The organism is Aquimarina spongiae, from assembly GCF_900141785.1.
Classification (GTDB): domain Bacteria; phylum Bacteroidota; class Bacteroidia; order Flavobacteriales; family Flavobacteriaceae; genus Aquimarina; species Aquimarina spongiae.
Map to the genome: position 1 here is coordinate 631,329 of NZ_FQYP01000001.1, position 14,885 is coordinate 646,213.

Below are 14,885 nucleotides of genomic sequence, written 5' to 3' on the forward strand. Positions count from 1 at the left end.
CAAAAACCAATACTTATGAATTCAGAAATAAATTCCTCAGTAGGAATTGTAACCAACAAACTACAAACATGGGCAGATAGTTTTATTAGTAATCTTCCAAACATTTTGGTAGCCATTATAGCACTATTAGTCTCCTATATCATATCCAGGTTTGTTTATCGAGTAACCTTGAAACTTACTCAGAAAAGAATAAAGCAAACGTCAATTTCAAAATTAGTTGCCCGATGCACTGCGGTATTTGTGGTATTGGGAGGTTTAGTACTAGCGTTGTCTGCACTGAACTTAGGAAAGGCATTGACCAGTATTTTGGCGGGTGCTGGAGTATCAGGATTAGTAGTTGGATTAGCACTTCAAGGAACTTTATCAAATACGATATCAGGAATAGTATTGTCGTTTAGAAATAATATACAAGTAGGGAATTGGATAGAAACTAATGGGTTTGCTGGAGAAGTAATTGACATTAATCTCAACTACTTTGTGTTAAAGGAAGCAGATAATAATGTAGTGGTAATTCCTAATAAACAAATACTTGAAAATCCCTTTAAGAATTATTCCCTAACTACCAAAATGAGAGTATCGATAATTTGTGGTGTTGGTTACGAATCTGATCTAGAAGAGGTACAAAAGCTCACAACGAAAACGATTCATACGTTTTTTGACCAGGAGCCTATTGATAAACAGATAGAATTCTATTATACAGGATTTGAGGACAGTTCTATCAATTACCTCTGTAGGTTCTGGATTGAGGGTACAAGTGGATTAGATCGATTGAAGGCAAAAAGTAAGGCGATTATTGAACTTAAGAAAGCTTATGATGCAGCAGGAATTACTATTCCTTTTCCAATTAGGACATTACATTTTAGTCCGCAGCACTCTATAAAAAACTTAAACCAATTGGAAGCATTCGCTACAAACTGAAAGTAATACGAAAACCGTATTCAATAATAACATTATAAAAACAACAACAAATGAAATTTAATATAGATTATAAGAACACAGTATTCACTTATATATTAATTACAATACTATCAATCCCCTTTAGTTTTTTACAGGCTCAACAGCAGCATACAAGCACTTCGTTGGAAACTGAGAAAAAAAAGGAGAAGGTGGTTAAGGATGGTGACGAATTTATTTATAAGCAATTTGAAGTAGAGTCTTCTGTACAACCACTGATATTAACTAGCGATAGCAGCACTTCTAATAAAATGAATCAAGAGTACGCCGAAGAGACGGTAACTAAAGTGGTTATGTTGGATAACGATCAGGATAAACAATATGATCAAATAATTACACTGAATTATGATCGCCCAGAGAACAATTTCTACGATTTTCAATTTACTGCAAAAGGACTTGAAGTTTCTTTACAACATAGAAATACTACAATTGAAAAAATAGATCGCATAACTGCTAATAAAATGGAAAACAAACAACTAATAGATCAAAAAGGAGTCTATCAACTTACATTTAGCAACGGTCAAAAAGAAAAGATTTTTGTGAAGGCTTATCAAATTCTATAATAATAAAACATCAATATTGGGGGCGTGTAATCGACCCCAATATTTCATTAAACAAACTACTTCCAAAAACCTAAATACAAAACATTATGAAAAATTTTAAAAACAGATTGTTTGAATCTGTAGGTATTATGATAGCGGCTTCAATGATTCTGTATGTTATCACCGTAGTCTTATTTTTAACCCTTTAAACAATTATCCAATGAAAAAGAACAATAAAATACAAAGGCCAGGATTGCAGAAGAAGTATTTCGGAAGCAAGAGCTTTTTAAGAAAACTAAAACGAAGAACAGTACAAAATCAAATAATAGATCGTCAAAAATAATAAGCAACATCATGTCTTACAAAAACGGAATAGCGCTAGAAACCAAAACCTCCAAAAAACTAAGAAACGAAATAGATCGTTGGAAAAATCAACAGAAGGCCAGAAAATGCACCGATTTTTCTGATATGTCGTATTGGGAAATTAAAACCACCAATACCGCTTTATAATGTGTCAAATCATTAGTCAAAAATAATGGACTAATGATTTTTTTATTTGATCCAATCAAAGTACTTCGAAGTAATATTTTCTTTTTCCAATTCCAAAAAATCTATAAATGCTTGTGCTACAGGGGATAGTTTTTTTCTTTTTAACCATACCAAATTCCATTGTGTACGTATGGGCAATCCTTTAAAAGGAATAATGGTTATATCTCCATTGTTTAAAGAATTTTTGATACCAATCATTGGCATGATAGAGTAACCAAGACCAGCAATTACAGATTGTTTTAAAGCTTCGTTGGATGTGAGTTCTATTTTCTTTTTCACAGGTAAATTTTTCCCTTCTATAAAAGCCTCCATAGCCTTACGTGTTGCAGATCCTCGTTCTCTATATAATAAGGGTTGTTCGGTAAAAATGAGTTCCTTTTTTCCAGTCCTTAATTTTTCTCGTTCTGCACCACCAACCAAATATAAACTGTTGATTACCAATGGAAGTTTTACCAAATCGAGATGTTCTGGTAAAACGGATACCAAAGCAAAATCAACCTTATTCTCTTCCAAATCTTCAACTACTTTTAATTTGTTGGTAACATCCATTTTAAAATCAATTCCTGGATGCGCATTTACAAAATCGGATAGATAATAAGGCATCACGTATTTTCCTGTCGAAACTACCGATATCGATAGTTTACCGGCTAACTTTCCCTGGAACTGATTAATCTTATGATCAATTGTAGATACTTCTTCCAGTATTTTTTGAGCAGCTTCGGCAATTTCTTTTCCAAAATCAGTGACATATAGCTTACGACCAATAATTTCTGTGAGCGGTAATGGGAATTGATCTTGAAACTTTTTTAGCTGAATAGACACCGCAGGTTGTGTTAGAAACAAGGACTCTGAAGCCTTAGTAACACTACCTTTTTCAACGATTTCCAGGAAAATTTGGAGTTGGTGCAAAGTATAATTCATAAATAAACCTTATGATTTTTATTACAAATATAAATAAAAATATATGGTTTATACTCCATAATTTTACACCGAAAAATAAAATCAATTATCAAAACAAACATTATGGAAACCGATATCAAATTAGCTTCAAAAGCGATACAGGTGCAAAATGAAAAATCCATATTCACCTTAAAAGTTAATAAGGTAAGGCTATACGAACGGGTAAAGAATTTGAGTTTGATCGCATTCTCCTTGATTTACGCTACAGCAATTTTTGCAAGTTATACGTCCCAAAGTGAGCTCACTGGTGAACTTTTGATAGTAGGAGTTATCCTTTGTCTTATTGCTTTTATAGCTTTTCATCCTAAAAATCAATTTAAATCAAAAACTAAATAATTATGGTAAAAACAGAAGTTTTACACAAGGTACAATTAGTAGATGGAGTATTTACTCCTTCAGAAGCTGCAGATGTGATCAATAGTTTGATCAGAGAAAAAATCAATTTCCACAAGTTACACAGACTTTCTTTGTGCGAGGGTAATATCAATAGTGACACTCAGTACGATGACAGTAGGGTACAAGAATTGCTTCAGGAAAAAGAAGATTTTAAAACGATTCATAAAGAAGCCTTAATCGCTGGCAAAAGAGTAAAAATTAGCGGTGTACTAGAAATAGAAGTTATCGATTAATAAACACAAAGCATTGAATTTCAATGAATTTACATCTTTTGGTCGATAATTTAACGAATCCGGCCTTATTATTTTTCGTGTTAGGAATTATGGCATCTCAAGTTAAGAGTGACCTCAAAATTCCACAAAATTCCTCTAAATTTATTTCATTATATCTCTTGCTCTCCATTGGTTTTAAAGGGGGGCAAGAGTTAGCCCATAGTGAGTACAGCGCGGATATTACGTATGCTATCATCGCTGGAATGTTGATGGCATTACTAGTGCCCCTGTATACATTCTTTATTTTAAGACTGAAATTTACTGCCGATAATGCAGGAGCTATTGCAGCAGCGTACGGATCTGTAAGTGCAGTGACTTTTGTAACTGCAGTTAGTTTTTTGGAAATGGAGCAAATTGATTTTGGAGGGCACATGGTTGCGGTAATGGCATTAATGGAAGCTCCTTCGATCATTATTGGAGTATTTCTTCTGCGTATATACTCAAATGGTAAAAAATCTACCAAGGAACTATTAGACTTGGTAAAACATGCGGTTACTAATGGTAGTGTACTATTAATACTGGGTAGTTTGGTCATTGGATTTATTGCTAGCGACGCCCAGGCCGAAGGAATTAAACCTTTTACTACAGATATTTTTAAAGGATTCCTGGCTGTTTTCCTATTAGATATGGGGATAACCAGCGGACGGCAAATAGGAGCATTGCTTAAAAAAGGGTGGTTTGCGTTCCTGTTTTCTATCGTAATTCCGTTAATCAACGGGGTATTGGTAGCCAAAGTATCTGGATTGTTTTTAGAAAATGTAGGAGATCGTTTCTTGTTAGCGATTCTAGCAGCAAGTGCATCTTACATAGCAGTACCAGCAGCCATGCGTATTGCGGCGCCAAAAGCCAACCCAAGTTTATATTTACCTATGGCATTGGCGATTACATTTCCGTTCAATATTACATTGGGAATGCCCATTTATATGTATCTGATTCAGAGCTTTTGACACAGCATACAATACTACTTAAAATCAATGAAAGGACTGGTAAAAAAATATACGCTACGTGGTCTGGATCCTTTGTATCGGGATATTATCCTGCATCAAAGTTTATCAGAACGACTAGAATATTGCCAGTCCTTATTGTATCGCACTCAAGAAGATATTTGTCTGCTCAATTTCTTGGGGAATCATAGAAAACAAAAGCGTTTACTGAAAGCAATTAAGGCAGAAATACACCTAATTTACAAGCTCTTAGAATAAGATAATTAACAAAATATTATCGATTTATTTTTAATCTTCTCTTTTAATTAAAGCTTTAATATTGTAAATTTGTTTAACAATATTCTATAATAGTTAAACAAAAAAGTAAAGGATTATGAATGAACTTTGTACCATTAGTGTGGGTAGAGATCGTCTTGAAGACAAGTACACTTTTTTTAAAAATGGTAGGATACAACACAGTTATGATGAGAGTATCCTTAATTATGGGTTGATGGAATGGGTAAAACCCGGAGAAATTGACAATATCATTAAGCGTAGAATATTAAAAAATTGTCCAAAACCACATAAAAAGGAAGTCAGACAAATACTTGCATTTAACCTTAGACTAAATTGATTCCCCACGCTTTAATATGCTATGATGGACAAAGAGAATTACAAAATACATATTGTTGGTGCTGGCATTAGCGGTCTTATTGCTGCAAAAGTTTTAGAAAATCATGGGTATCACCCTGTCATTATTGAAGCTTCAGACAGGGCAGGAGGTAGGGTAAAAACGGATCAAGTCGGGCAACATCGATTAGATCATGGTTTCCAGGTGTTGCTTACTGCATACCCCGCAGTTCAAAAATATTTAAATATTGATAGTTTAAGCTTGGAATCCTTTCTACCAGGTGCACAAATTTTTAATAACGGAAAAACTACGATTATCGGAGATCCTGGAAGGGATATCTCGCTACTTTTACCCACGATAACTTCTACTGTGGGTACCTTTTCAGATAAACTGAAGGTATTACGACTAAATCGGATATTAAAGAGAACGGCTATCAGTGATTTGTTTGAAGAAGAAGAACAATCCACCTATAATTTTTTAGTAGAATTTGGATTCTCTAAGACAATGATTGAGCAATTTTTTAGACCTTTTTTTAGTGGAATCTTTTTAGAGCCGAATTTACAAACATCGTCCAGAATGTTTAAGTTCATCTATAAGATGTTTGGAGAAGGAAATGCTGCAATTCCTAAAAATGGAATAGAGGATATCGCAAAGCAGCTTGTAGTACAATTAAGAGCAACTTCTTTTATGTACAATACTTTTGTAAAACAAGTAGAAGAAGGTAAAATTTATTTGACGGATGGTGATGACTTAGAAAGTCATTTTACCATTATCGCTACGGATCCTAGCCCTATTGTAAAAAATCTCAGAAACCAAAATACAGTATGGAAGAGTTGTGATACCTTATATTTTGAAACTGATAACAAAGCAATCCATAAACCGTTAATTGGATTAATTGCAGATACAGAGAGTTTAATTAATAATATTCATTATCAAAGTAATACCGATAGCAAATCAGTACTGTCGGTAACCGTAGTAAAAGATCATCATCTCCAGAAAGAAGAATTGATTACCCAGGTAAAAACGGAATTGAAGAAGTTTTGTAATATAGAAACAACCCGTTTCTTGAAAAGGTATCAAATTAAACAGGCACTGCCTGACTTAAGTAATGTACAATACGAGATGCTACCTTCTGAAACCAAACTAAACTCAAGAGTCTTTTTGGCAGGAGATCAGCAACTCAATGGATCTCTGAATGCAGCAATGATTGCAGGCGAAAGAGCAGCTATGGGAATCATCGATACTCTAGAAAAAGGTTTGATCGTAGAAGAGTTTACTTCAGAATTTAATTAGTATCTGTTTTGGGGCCCAGGTATCGTTTTAAAATACCGCCTTTGATTCGATTTACATCATATTCCATAATAAATGCATTGGGGTCAATATGATTAATGAGCCGATTGATTTTACTGATTTCCATACGGTTGATTACTGTGTGGATGACTTCAAAATCCTCAATTTTTCCACTATTTCCAAATCCATTGACTCCTTTATAGATGGTCATACCAGCTCCTATTTGCTCTACAATTTCTTGTTTGATCATAGTACTCTTACTAGATACGATCATTACACCTATAAAATCCTCAAAACCTTCTATGGTAAGGTCCGTAATCTTTGCAGTTACCAGAAAGGTCAAAATCGAATACATGGCCACTTCTTTTGAAGCTATAATTGCAGTAATAGAAAACAGCACAAAATTGAAGAGTAGAATCACTCTTCCGATACTGATCCCAAACCTATTGTTAATGTAAATGGCTAAAATTTCGGTTCCATCTAGAACTGCTCCATTTTTTACCGTTATTCCTATACCCAATCCAAGAAATAACCCTCCAAATATGGAGATCAGAAGTTTATCATCAGTAATGGTTTCAAAGGTTTCAAATTCTATCATAATAGCCAGAGTAACAATAGCTATGATGGATTTTATCACCATAGTTTTTGATATAGAGAAAAATGCCAAAACCAAAAAGGGAACACTTAAGGCAATCAATACCCAGGAAATGTTGATATCAAAATTAGAGTTAATGAGAATCGCGATACCAGTAACTCCACCATCTAAAAAGCCATTGGGGAGAAGAAACGCTTTTAATCCAATACTAGCGAGTAAGATCCCTATAAAAATTTGTATATACTCAGATATTAATGATTTAAACATAAGTGATGGTTTAAAGATGAAAAAAACAGGTTCAAACTTTTATGCTTGAACCTGTCTTCAGGGTGTAGACTAGAATTCAAACTAAAAATCTGTATTGAGAATATCCAAAGTGGAGGATCGAGAAATTTCGACAAAATAATTTCCCGAATATACCGGACAAATTACACAATCATCGAAGTAAAACTTAATGGTATTCTTATCAATAACGAAATTATCTTTATACGTTAAAAAAGTATCATACTTCAATTCTTGACATTGTTGGTAATTATCATCATTTTCTATCTTTTCTTTCAGGGCTTTACTAACCAGTTTAAAAACCTCTTTTTCTGCACCAGGGCGAAACATGGATTCAAAAGATATAAAAGCTCCCTTTATAGGATCAAAATTGAGTGTTTTGAATAAGTAAGAATATTGATTCTCTTTGGTATAGTGATTTGCTTTATACAAAAGTACGCTTAGTACTTTGGGATTGTTGGCATATACTTTATAATCAACCAAGCGTTTAAATCGTTCTGTGTTATCGTATCCAATCTGGCAAGAAAGTTTTTGTTTATTAATGATATCTTTTACCGAAAGCTTGTAATCCAAGTATTGATCAGTAATAAAATCATTAAAAACTTTATAGGATGGGTTTTGTTTCGTATCCAAAACTGGATATCGGTAATCGATAACATAATTATCTTCGTTTTTGTAAAAGGACTTTGTGGTTACCTTGTTTTCTAAAACTTTGTTATCAGAGTTAACGGTACTGTTGACAAGTGTAGTCGTTGCTTTGGCTTCTAATTGCTTCTTTTCTTTGATTTCCAAAAGATGATCCGCCAGGAGTGCAGATTTCTCTTTTTTACAAGATCCAAGGGTAAAAACGACTGAAATTAATAAAGTAACGAGTAAGTTGGATTTATTTCTCATATGTATAGGTTTTAGGCTTATCTTTTTGATCATTTCCTCATGCAAATGACCCATTTTTCTGGTGCAAAATTCTACATTCTTTACCATATATTTTTATTTATATTTTTAATTTAAAACATAAACATATTTTATATATAAGCCAAGACTTTGTTAAATCCGTAGGCCATTCATATTCTTAAAATGGACATTTTTACTTCGTTATTTTCGCTCACGCCAGTGGGGAAGAAGGTTTCGATAGTAATACTTTTAAAAAACATCTTACACCATTGTTTTTCAACATGTTAAATCAATCATAAAATTCATTATTCATAAATAAAGATTATATTAATCATAATAAATATAAATGAAAACTTATGCGTTTTGTTTCCTAACTTTAGAGTATAATTCTAAAACTCACATAGAAATCATGAAGATGAATAGATGTTTTTTGTTGTTATCAATATCCTTATTAATATGTACTAATTGTGCAGTGATTCGCCCGGGTGAAGCAGGAGTAAAGCAAACTCTTGGGAAGTTTTCTGATAAAGTAGCTACCCAGGGTACAGTATTTTATAATCCTTTTACTAGCAAAGTAATCAAAGAATCTACACAGACGAACAACATTAAGTTGATTTTGAGTCTCCCCAGTAAAGAAGGATTGAGCGTCAATTCAGAGATTTCTATTCTATATCGATTAGAGCAGCACAAAATTCCGAGTGTATTAGAAAATTTGGGACAAGATTACGAATCTATCATTACTAGTGTCTTTAGATCAGCATCCTCGGATGTTTGCGCAAAGTTTTATGCCAAAGATATGCACTCAGGAATGAGAGCTACTATAGAGGAAGAAATCAAAGCTAAAATGAAAGGAAATCTGGAAAAACAAGCAGATGGAATTGAGCTCATTGCCGTATTGATGAAGAGTATTCAATTGCCTTCGGGATTAGCGAGATCTATAGAACGCAAACTGCAGGCAGAACAGGATGCCATGCGTATGAAATTTGTAATCGAACAAGCCAAGTTAGAAGCGGATAGAAAGATTATAAATGCAAAGGGAGAAAGAGATGCCCAGAAAATATTATCTGAAGGACTAACTCAGGAAATCATCAAAATACGAAGTATAGAAGCTTTTAATAAGCTTTCCGAATCCCCAAACAGTAAAATTATACTTACCGATGGGAAAACACCATTTCTTATTGATACAGAAGATTAATATACATAAAAACTACGATCATGATATTATTACAAAAAGCAATAGAATTTGAAAAAAGAAGTATGGCTAGGATGACAACCAGTGATAGAGTTTTAGCTTCACGAGAAGCAAAATCATTGGTACTCAAAATCAATGAGATTTACAAAAAAACAAAGGACCCCAAATTAATGGATATCATGAAACTAGTGACTATAAAGAAGAAAAAAATAGATAAAAGATTAAAAGGTCTCGCCCCTGGGATTATTTGAAATTACAATGACAAAGTATAAGTCAAAGCTTACAAAGAAAACCCTATACAAGCGTAAATATAATTAGAGAGTGATTTGTTTATTGATTTAGATGCAATGAAAAGACTATTTATCCCCCCGGTAAATAGTCTTTTCTCTTTGTTGACCAAAGTAAAGTTTGTATGCCAAAAATGTACTGATAGCATCGTTAAAAGCTGTTAAAACCATAGGGAAAAAGGAGGATTATTGCTATATTTAAGTACATGCTCCTAATCTAAAATAAACAAATCAAAGGTGTTTAAAATTGATGGTTTAACAGTTAAAAAATTAGGATATGAGAAAGCTATTTTTTGGAATTCTGATTGTAGATATTCAGAAGTTGAGAGATCTTATAATTAATTTACCTTCAGCATGTAGATATGTGATGAGTAAATAAAATGATAAATTACTGCTAAGAATAAAAGGCCTGGATGTAAAACAAACATCTGGGCTTTTTATACTATGCTACGCTTTTTAGTCAAAGCTGTTTCTTAAACTCATTGGGAGTTATCCCTTCTTGTTTTTTAAAAACCCTAAAAAAGGTAGACTTGGAAGTAAACCCACATTCTAAGGCCAATCCCACCAGATCATAATTTTTATGTTTTTCATCTTTTAACAACCTTTTAAATTCTTCTATTCTTAACCGATTGATATACTCAATAAAAGAACCTTTTTTTGTTACTCTTAAATAATCTACAATATCTTTTTTCTGAAGGTTAAAACGTTTAGCAAAAGAAACCGCATTAATAGTAGGGTCTTGATATAGTTTTTGAGCGATCAGCTTGTGATTAAGTAAGTTGCTTATTTCTTCTGTGTTCATTAATAAGTTTTCACTTAACAAAGGGTCATTAGGAAACAATAACCTGCGAATAAAGTTCAGTTCGGTAAGTGCATACAAAGAAAAAACGTAGGTAATAAAAAAGAAATGTAAATACACGATATCTTCTGCGTACTCCAGAATCAATGCATATAAGGTTGTTGTTGAATCATTGGTAGTATAGAGTGCATCCCAGAAAGATTTCAACATGTCAAATGCTGGTGTAAGCAACATAAAAGAGTATAACGAATAGAATAAAAACAGAAAACGCCTATAGACCTTTGGTTGAAGATATGATTTGAGGTTAAGTTTTAATGCTTTCCGGGTTAAAAAGAAGTAATACCAGAAAATAGCAATCCCAGCAATGAAAAATATGGGGACTTGTTGTTTGTCGAATGACGGCCAGTATTCTGGAAAAAAATGTCGTATCACCAATGAAGCTAGATAGACAATTGAAGGGATAGTCAAGTGCTTGACGATGTAATTTGTCTTCAAATCTTCAGTTATGCTTTTAAAATAAAACAATAGAAGAGCCGGAATAAAAAGCATCTTATCTGGTCCTAACAAAATTCCCAGTAAGAAATGTTGCCTCCATGTTTGATGAAATACGAAGTAGCAATACCAAAGGCCAAAAATTGCACAAATACTTGCCAGATAAATGGTGTTCTGATTTGATCTCTCGTAAAAGTGTAACATAGAAACACCTATCAATTGAATGCCTAAAAAGCACAACATTCCATCAAAAAATAACTCCATATAGCTGTGATATTTATTACTAGAACCGTTCTTAAATATATAAAATACAATAGTAAGATCCATGCAGCCATAACTCACCATTAATCGCATTCAAAAGTTGTCCCATTATTAGTTTTGGGACCTTTTTGAACAGATGCCCAATAAAAAATGGGCTACTTTGGTGCCAATCAAAAATTAACGTATGACCAATATGATGAGATCCTTTATCAAGATGATGAATACCCTGTATTGCTTTATAATCGTATTATGTCTCATGAGTTGCACAAAAACTGAAACCATTGAAAAAGAAAACTCTGTGTACAAAGCATTACATTTTAAAGATCAAATAGAGGTATTGATCATTGGCACTTTTCATTTTGATCAGGAAACGAATTATGATGAATTGTCTGAAAAAAATCAACTTGAAATAGATCAGTTACTAACTGGCTTAGAAAAGTTTGGTGCCACAAAGGTATTCATAGAAAAGTCTCCTCTTTATGATTCTGTTTATAATGCAAGATATCAGGAATACTTAACATCAGAAGAGTCTATTGACTCTCTGAGAAATGAGATTTATCAATTAGGATTCAAAATGGCAAAAAGATTACAGCACAATGCTATTTATCTTTTTGATAACAAACCTGATTTTATAGGGTCCCTAGAAGATTTTAGTTTTAGTTCTTTCGCCAAATATGCAGATTCTGTAGATACCCAATTCAATAAAAAGCATCATCAGCAAATCTCGGAAGTATACACCTATATGATAGTGTACGAAATTCTCTAGGGCTATACAATGATATTAAATCACTAAATAGTGCAGAAGCCGCTCAGTATGATATTGCAAGAATGCATGCCATAGAAATTAGAGTAGGAGTGGATCACAATTGGATTGGTGCAGATTGGTTAGGACGATGGTATCAAAGAAATATTCGAATGATGATGCACGTGCTTCGACAATCAGATCCAGGAGACAAAGTAATCCTTTTTGTGGGCTCTAATCACAAATGGGTGTTGGAGCAATTAATGAAAAACACACCAGAGCTTCAAATTGTAGATCCTTTACTCTTCATTAAATAAAAGATAAAGACAGTACGAATAGGTGTTGTCCTTTTTGAAATTGTAGAAAGAGATACTGACTTAAGTGTTGGTTGCTTTCTGAATTTTATACCGTTAATTATTATTCTGATGGTTCAAAGTCGTTTTACGACGATTGAACAGAATTTCATTTCTTTTTTCTCATACCCTATCTAGATTTGAAACTATAAAATAACCTAAGTGTAATCAAATCAGAATAGTATGAGTCCAGAACAAATGTTTTCAATCGCCAATATGATGGCTATGCCCATGTGGATCATAATGATCATTTTACCTAACTGGAGGGCAACCCGATTTTTAGTTGACTACAAAGTAATTCCTTTGCTGCTCTCAGTAGTTTATGTTATCTACATCTTTCTTTCTATCCAAGGTGGGGGTGGGTTAGATTTTGGGAGTCTAGGATCAGTAATGCAGCTTTTTACCGTAAAAAACGCAGTGATTGCTGGTTGGGTCCACTATTTAGCTTTTGATCTATTAATCGGAATGTGGATGATCAATCAAAATCGTAAACTGAAAATTCATCCTGTACTTATGGCACCATGTCTATTTGCCACATTTATGTTAGGCCCTGTAGGCTTCTTACTTTTTACTATCATCAAATCAATCAAAAATCAAAAAAATGAACAGGTTTAAGAATATATTACGAGAAGTAATGGCAAGCAGCCCTATTTTGTACGGTATTGTCATGTTACATCTAATTCTGGCTATGGGATGTGTTATAGGACTTATTGTTGATGATCGTACCCTTATTGGAGTCAACATATGGATCAAACCCTTGAAGTTCTGTCTCTCTGGAGGGATCTATATATTCACCGTTGGTTATCTGAATACACTGTACCCATATTCAACCAGAAGAAAAAATATCATTAATAATATCGTTTCCTGGACATTGGCCATAGAAATCGGTATTATCGTGATGCAAGCCGCTAGAGGAGTGCAATCTCATTACAACCAAAGCTCTTTACTTGATGGATTATTATTTGCTGCCATGGGAATACTAATTGCCATAAACGTACTGATTATGTTTATGTATGTCATCGATACGTTACGTTTAAAAATGAAGGTAGAAAGACCCGTACAATGGGCTATCTTGATGGGATGGATTGTGGTGATTGCTGGTAGTTGGGTAGGAGGGCAGATGATTGGGCAATTGTCTCATAATGTGGGAGTGCCTGATGGAGGAGCAGGCTTACCACTAGTAAATTGGAGTACAGTGGGAGGTGATCTTCGTGTAGCACATTTCTTCGGATTGCATGGTATACAAATAATTCCGTTATTCGCAGTATGGGTGGCTTCCAAAAAGAAATTACGTCTCAATAAACAATTTCTGGCGGTACTTGTTTTTGGAGTATTGTATGCCAGTTGGATAGGGTTTACTTTTTATCAGGCATCACAGGCTATTCCATTACTTAAATTATAGATATCAATAATGCCCAATACCAAAAAAGAGCGCATAGAAATTCTAGGTTTTGATGATCGTTGGTTTATGATTATCGGTATTTTCGTACTTAGCTTTATTACGGATTATTTGTTTAGTAATTCGTTTAGTAGATACCCATTACCGCAGGCGATCATTAACTGGGGAGTATCCTTGTTTTTCTCTACTTTTGACTGGATTATCATGCGTAAGCTGTTGATCTTTTTAAGAAAAACATATCCTTCGTTAAAAGATAATTTGAAACGCATTCTTATCTTTTTCTTAGGTATTGTAACTACAGTAATTGTATTGGACACTCTGGGAGGAATTCTACTCTCTTGGATATTTGGAGTGCATTATAACCCAATGGGGAGATCAAAAATTATCTTACCGGTAATTTTGATTAGTACTATGACCATGGCTATCTACGAGGCAGTTTATTTTTTGATTCGACTTAAAAAATCGATTCGTGAAGAAGAGCAAGCCAAACAGATTGCAGTGCAAGCACAACTGGATACACTAAGAAATCAAGCACAGCCACATTTCTTATTTAATAGTTTGAATACGCTACGCGATATCATCGACCAAAATTCTAAAGAAGAAGCAAAAGACTTTGTGGATAAACTGGCGGATATCTATCGCTTTATTTTAGAATCGGGATCGGTTAATCTGGTTACACTACATGATGAGTTAAAATTTGCAGAGGCGTATATTCATATTCAAAAAGAACGTTTTGGCACTAATTTGCAAGTGCATTGGGATGTGCCCCATACTGTAAAAAATACTATGATTATACCGATGAGTTTGCAATTATTATTAGAAAATGCTATCAAACACAATGTAATATCCAAAGCAAAACCCCTAGAAATTATTGTTGCAGCTGATCATAATCATTTAGTGGTGTCCAATACTATCCAAACAAGATCTACAAAGATAGCATCTACCAAATTAGGGCTAAAAAACATCGAAAAAAGATATGGGCTTATTTCTGAACAATCCCTGACTGTAGATCAATCAAATGGAAAATTTAAAGTAAGTTTACCATTACTATCTTCTGCAGAACAAAAAAAGTAAT

General features: G+C 33.6%; 21 protein-coding genes. 17 read left to right on the top strand and 4 right to left on the bottom strand.

Features of this window, described 5'->3' with window-relative positions:
• The first annotated feature begins 15 nt into the window (after window positions 1-15).
• The 4 genes from BUE24_RS02850 (at window position 16) to BUE24_RS23810 (ending at window position 2,006) form a co-directional block, all read left to right on the top strand.
• Entirely contained in the window at window positions 16-918 is a 903-nt protein-coding gene (locus BUE24_RS02850) for a mechanosensitive ion channel family protein (RefSeq protein WP_073313671.1), read from the top strand.
• A gap of 50 nt (window positions 919-968) precedes the next feature.
• Window positions 969-1,517, top strand: a complete 549-nt coding sequence (locus BUE24_RS02855; RefSeq protein WP_073313674.1) for a hypothetical protein — start codon at window positions 969-971, stop codon at window positions 1,515-1,517.
• 199 nt (window positions 1,518-1,716) lie between these two features.
• Window positions 1,717-1,839 (top strand): hypothetical protein, encoded by a 123-nt coding sequence (locus tag BUE24_RS24340; protein ID WP_280174014.1) that lies wholly within the window; start codon window positions 1,717-1,719, stop codon window positions 1,837-1,839.
• 11 nt (window positions 1,840-1,850) lie between these two features.
• Window positions 1,851-2,006, top strand: a complete 156-nt coding sequence (locus BUE24_RS23810) for a hypothetical protein (RefSeq protein WP_170864535.1) — start codon at window positions 1,851-1,853, stop codon at window positions 2,004-2,006.
• A gap of 42 nt (window positions 2,007-2,048) precedes the next feature.
• On the opposite strand, the gene BUE24_RS02860 is transcribed toward BUE24_RS23810, so the two are convergent.
• Window positions 2,049-2,966 carry a LysR substrate-binding domain-containing protein gene (locus BUE24_RS02860; RefSeq protein WP_073313677.1) on the bottom strand — a complete coding sequence of 306 codons (918 nt, stop codon included), beginning with the start codon at window positions 2,964-2,966 and terminating at the stop codon, window positions 2,049-2,051.
• 102 nt (window positions 2,967-3,068) lie between these two features.
• On the opposite strand from BUE24_RS02860, the gene BUE24_RS02865 reads away from it, so the two are divergent.
• The 6 genes from BUE24_RS02865 to BUE24_RS02885 all read left to right on the top strand — a co-directional run bounded on the left by BUE24_RS02865 (window position 3,069) and on the right by BUE24_RS02885 (window position 6,520).
• A complete protein-coding gene (locus BUE24_RS02865) occupies window positions 3,069-3,341 on the top strand; it encodes a hypothetical protein (protein ID WP_073313679.1) in 273 nt (90 codons plus the stop codon).
• A gap of 2 nt (window positions 3,342-3,343) precedes the next feature.
• A complete protein-coding gene (locus BUE24_RS02870) occupies window positions 3,344-3,634 on the top strand; it encodes a hypothetical protein (RefSeq protein ID WP_073313682.1) in 291 nt (96 codons plus the stop codon).
• 23 nt (window positions 3,635-3,657) lie between these two features.
• Complete coding sequence (locus BUE24_RS02875; RefSeq protein WP_073313685.1) at window positions 3,658-4,620, top strand: sodium-dependent bicarbonate transport family permease; 963 nt, start codon at window positions 3,658-3,660, stop codon at window positions 4,618-4,620.
• 27 nt (window positions 4,621-4,647) lie between these two features.
• A complete protein-coding gene (locus tag BUE24_RS23670) occupies window positions 4,648-4,875 on the top strand; it encodes a hypothetical protein (RefSeq protein WP_139241898.1) in 228 nt (75 codons plus the stop codon).
• 115 nt (window positions 4,876-4,990) lie between these two features.
• Entirely contained in the window at window positions 4,991-5,230 is a 240-nt protein-coding gene (locus BUE24_RS02880; protein ID WP_073313687.1) for a hypothetical protein, read from the top strand.
• Window positions 5,231-5,251: 21 nt separating this feature from the next.
• On the top strand, window positions 5,252-6,520 hold the full coding sequence (locus BUE24_RS02885) for an NAD(P)/FAD-dependent oxidoreductase (protein WP_342039413.1): 1,269 nt from the start codon (window positions 5,252-5,254) through the stop codon (window positions 6,518-6,520).
• Here the strand turns inward: BUE24_RS02885 and BUE24_RS02890 are convergent.
• Window positions 6,513-7,379, bottom strand: a complete 867-nt coding sequence (locus BUE24_RS02890; protein ID WP_073313693.1) for a YitT family protein — start codon at window positions 7,377-7,379, stop codon at window positions 6,513-6,515. The genes BUE24_RS02885 and BUE24_RS02890 overlap by 8 nt on opposite strands.
• Before the next feature lie 81 nt (window positions 7,380-7,460).
• Complete coding sequence (locus BUE24_RS02895) at window positions 7,461-8,288, bottom strand: DUF3298 and DUF4163 domain-containing protein (protein ID WP_170864536.1); 828 nt, start codon at window positions 8,286-8,288, stop codon at window positions 7,461-7,463.
• A gap of 412 nt (window positions 8,289-8,700) precedes the next feature.
• On the opposite strand from BUE24_RS02895, the gene BUE24_RS02900 reads away from it, so the two are divergent.
• Window positions 8,701-9,480, top strand: a complete 780-nt coding sequence (locus BUE24_RS02900; RefSeq protein WP_170864537.1) for a prohibitin family protein — start codon at window positions 8,701-8,703, stop codon at window positions 9,478-9,480.
• 20 nt (window positions 9,481-9,500) lie between these two features.
• A complete protein-coding gene (locus BUE24_RS02905) occupies window positions 9,501-9,728 on the top strand; it encodes a hypothetical protein (protein WP_073313713.1) in 228 nt (75 codons plus the stop codon).
• A gap of 496 nt (window positions 9,729-10,224) precedes the next feature.
• Here the strand turns inward: BUE24_RS02905 and BUE24_RS02910 are convergent, their stop codons facing one another.
• Window positions 10,225-11,319 (bottom strand): AraC family transcriptional regulator, encoded by a 1,095-nt coding sequence (locus BUE24_RS02910; protein WP_170864538.1) that lies wholly within the window; start codon window positions 11,317-11,319, stop codon window positions 10,225-10,227.
• A 253-nt stretch (window positions 11,320-11,572) separates the two neighbouring features.
• On the opposite strand from BUE24_RS02910, the gene BUE24_RS24345 reads away from it, so the two are divergent.
• From BUE24_RS24345 to BUE24_RS02935, 5 genes are all read left to right on the top strand, one after another.
• Complete coding sequence (locus tag BUE24_RS24345; RefSeq protein WP_073313717.1) at window positions 11,573-12,082, top strand: DUF5694 domain-containing protein; 510 nt, start codon at window positions 11,573-11,575, stop codon at window positions 12,080-12,082.
• A 14-nt stretch (window positions 12,083-12,096) separates the two neighbouring features.
• A complete protein-coding gene (locus BUE24_RS24350) occupies window positions 12,097-12,375 on the top strand; it encodes a DUF5694 domain-containing protein (RefSeq protein ID WP_280174019.1) in 279 nt (92 codons plus the stop codon).
• A gap of 219 nt (window positions 12,376-12,594) precedes the next feature.
• Entirely contained in the window at window positions 12,595-13,026 is a 432-nt protein-coding gene (locus tag BUE24_RS02925; protein WP_073313721.1) for an ABA4-like family protein, read from the top strand.
• Window positions 13,013-13,813 (top strand): hypothetical protein, encoded by an 801-nt coding sequence (locus BUE24_RS02930; protein ID WP_073313723.1) that lies wholly within the window; start codon window positions 13,013-13,015, stop codon window positions 13,811-13,813. Before BUE24_RS02925 ends, BUE24_RS02930 begins: the two co-directional genes overlap by 14 nt.
• Window positions 13,814-13,822: 9 nt before the next feature.
• Complete coding sequence (locus BUE24_RS02935; protein WP_073313725.1) at window positions 13,823-14,884, top strand: sensor histidine kinase; 1,062 nt, start codon at window positions 13,823-13,825, stop codon at window positions 14,882-14,884.
• Window position 14,885 lies beyond the last annotated feature (1 nt).

Bases quoted from the DNA above. Each gene is read 5' to 3' on its own strand.
- BUE24_RS02870 (WP_073313682.1), top strand. From the start codon at position 3,344: ATGGTAAAAACAGAAGTTTTACACAAGGTACAATTAGTAGATGGAGTA.
- BUE24_RS02930 (WP_073313723.1), top strand. From the start codon at position 13,013: ATGAACAGGTTTAAGAATATATTACGAGAAGTAATGGCAAGCAGCCCT.
- BUE24_RS02890 (WP_073313693.1), bottom strand. From the start codon at position 7,379: ATGTTTAAATCATTAATATCTGAGTATATACAAATTTTTATAGGGATC.
- BUE24_RS23810 (WP_170864535.1), top strand. From the start codon at position 1,851: ATGTCTTACAAAAACGGAATAGCGCTAGAAACCAAAACCTCCAAAAAA.
- BUE24_RS02905 (WP_073313713.1), top strand. From the start codon at position 9,501: ATGATATTATTACAAAAAGCAATAGAATTTGAAAAAAGAAGTATGGCT.
- BUE24_RS02860 (WP_073313677.1), bottom strand. From the start codon at position 2,966: ATGAATTATACTTTGCACCAACTCCAAATTTTCCTGGAAATCGTTGAA.
- BUE24_RS02850 (WP_073313671.1), top strand. From the start codon at position 16: ATGAATTCAGAAATAAATTCCTCAGTAGGAATTGTAACCAACAAACTA.
- BUE24_RS02925 (WP_073313721.1), top strand. From the start codon at position 12,595: ATGAGTCCAGAACAAATGTTTTCAATCGCCAATATGATGGCTATGCCC.
- BUE24_RS02935 (WP_073313725.1), top strand. From the start codon at position 13,823: ATGCCCAATACCAAAAAAGAGCGCATAGAAATTCTAGGTTTTGATGAT.
- BUE24_RS24345 (WP_073313717.1), top strand. From the start codon at position 11,573: ATGAGTTGCACAAAAACTGAAACCATTGAAAAAGAAAACTCTGTGTAC.
- BUE24_RS02900 (WP_170864537.1), top strand. From the start codon at position 8,701: ATGAATAGATGTTTTTTGTTGTTATCAATATCCTTATTAATATGTACT.
- BUE24_RS02895 (WP_170864536.1), bottom strand. From the start codon at position 8,288: ATGAGAAATAAATCCAACTTACTCGTTACTTTATTAATTTCAGTCGTT.
- BUE24_RS23670 (WP_139241898.1), top strand. From the start codon at position 4,648: ATGAAAGGACTGGTAAAAAAATATACGCTACGTGGTCTGGATCCTTTG.
- BUE24_RS02855 (WP_073313674.1), top strand. From the start codon at position 969: ATGAAATTTAATATAGATTATAAGAACACAGTATTCACTTATATATTA.
- BUE24_RS02885 (WP_342039413.1), top strand. From the start codon at position 5,252: ATGATGGACAAAGAGAATTACAAAATACATATTGTTGGTGCTGGCATT.
- BUE24_RS02910 (WP_170864538.1), bottom strand. From the start codon at position 11,319: ATGGAGTTATTTTTTGATGGAATGTTGTGCTTTTTAGGCATTCAATTG.
- BUE24_RS02875 (WP_073313685.1), top strand. From the start codon at position 3,658: ATGAATTTACATCTTTTGGTCGATAATTTAACGAATCCGGCCTTATTA.
- BUE24_RS02865 (WP_073313679.1), top strand. From the start codon at position 3,069: ATGGAAACCGATATCAAATTAGCTTCAAAAGCGATACAGGTGCAAAAT.
- BUE24_RS02880 (WP_073313687.1), top strand. From the start codon at position 4,991: ATGAATGAACTTTGTACCATTAGTGTGGGTAGAGATCGTCTTGAAGAC.
- BUE24_RS24340 (WP_280174014.1), top strand. From the start codon at position 1,717: ATGAAAAAGAACAATAAAATACAAAGGCCAGGATTGCAGAAGAAGTAT.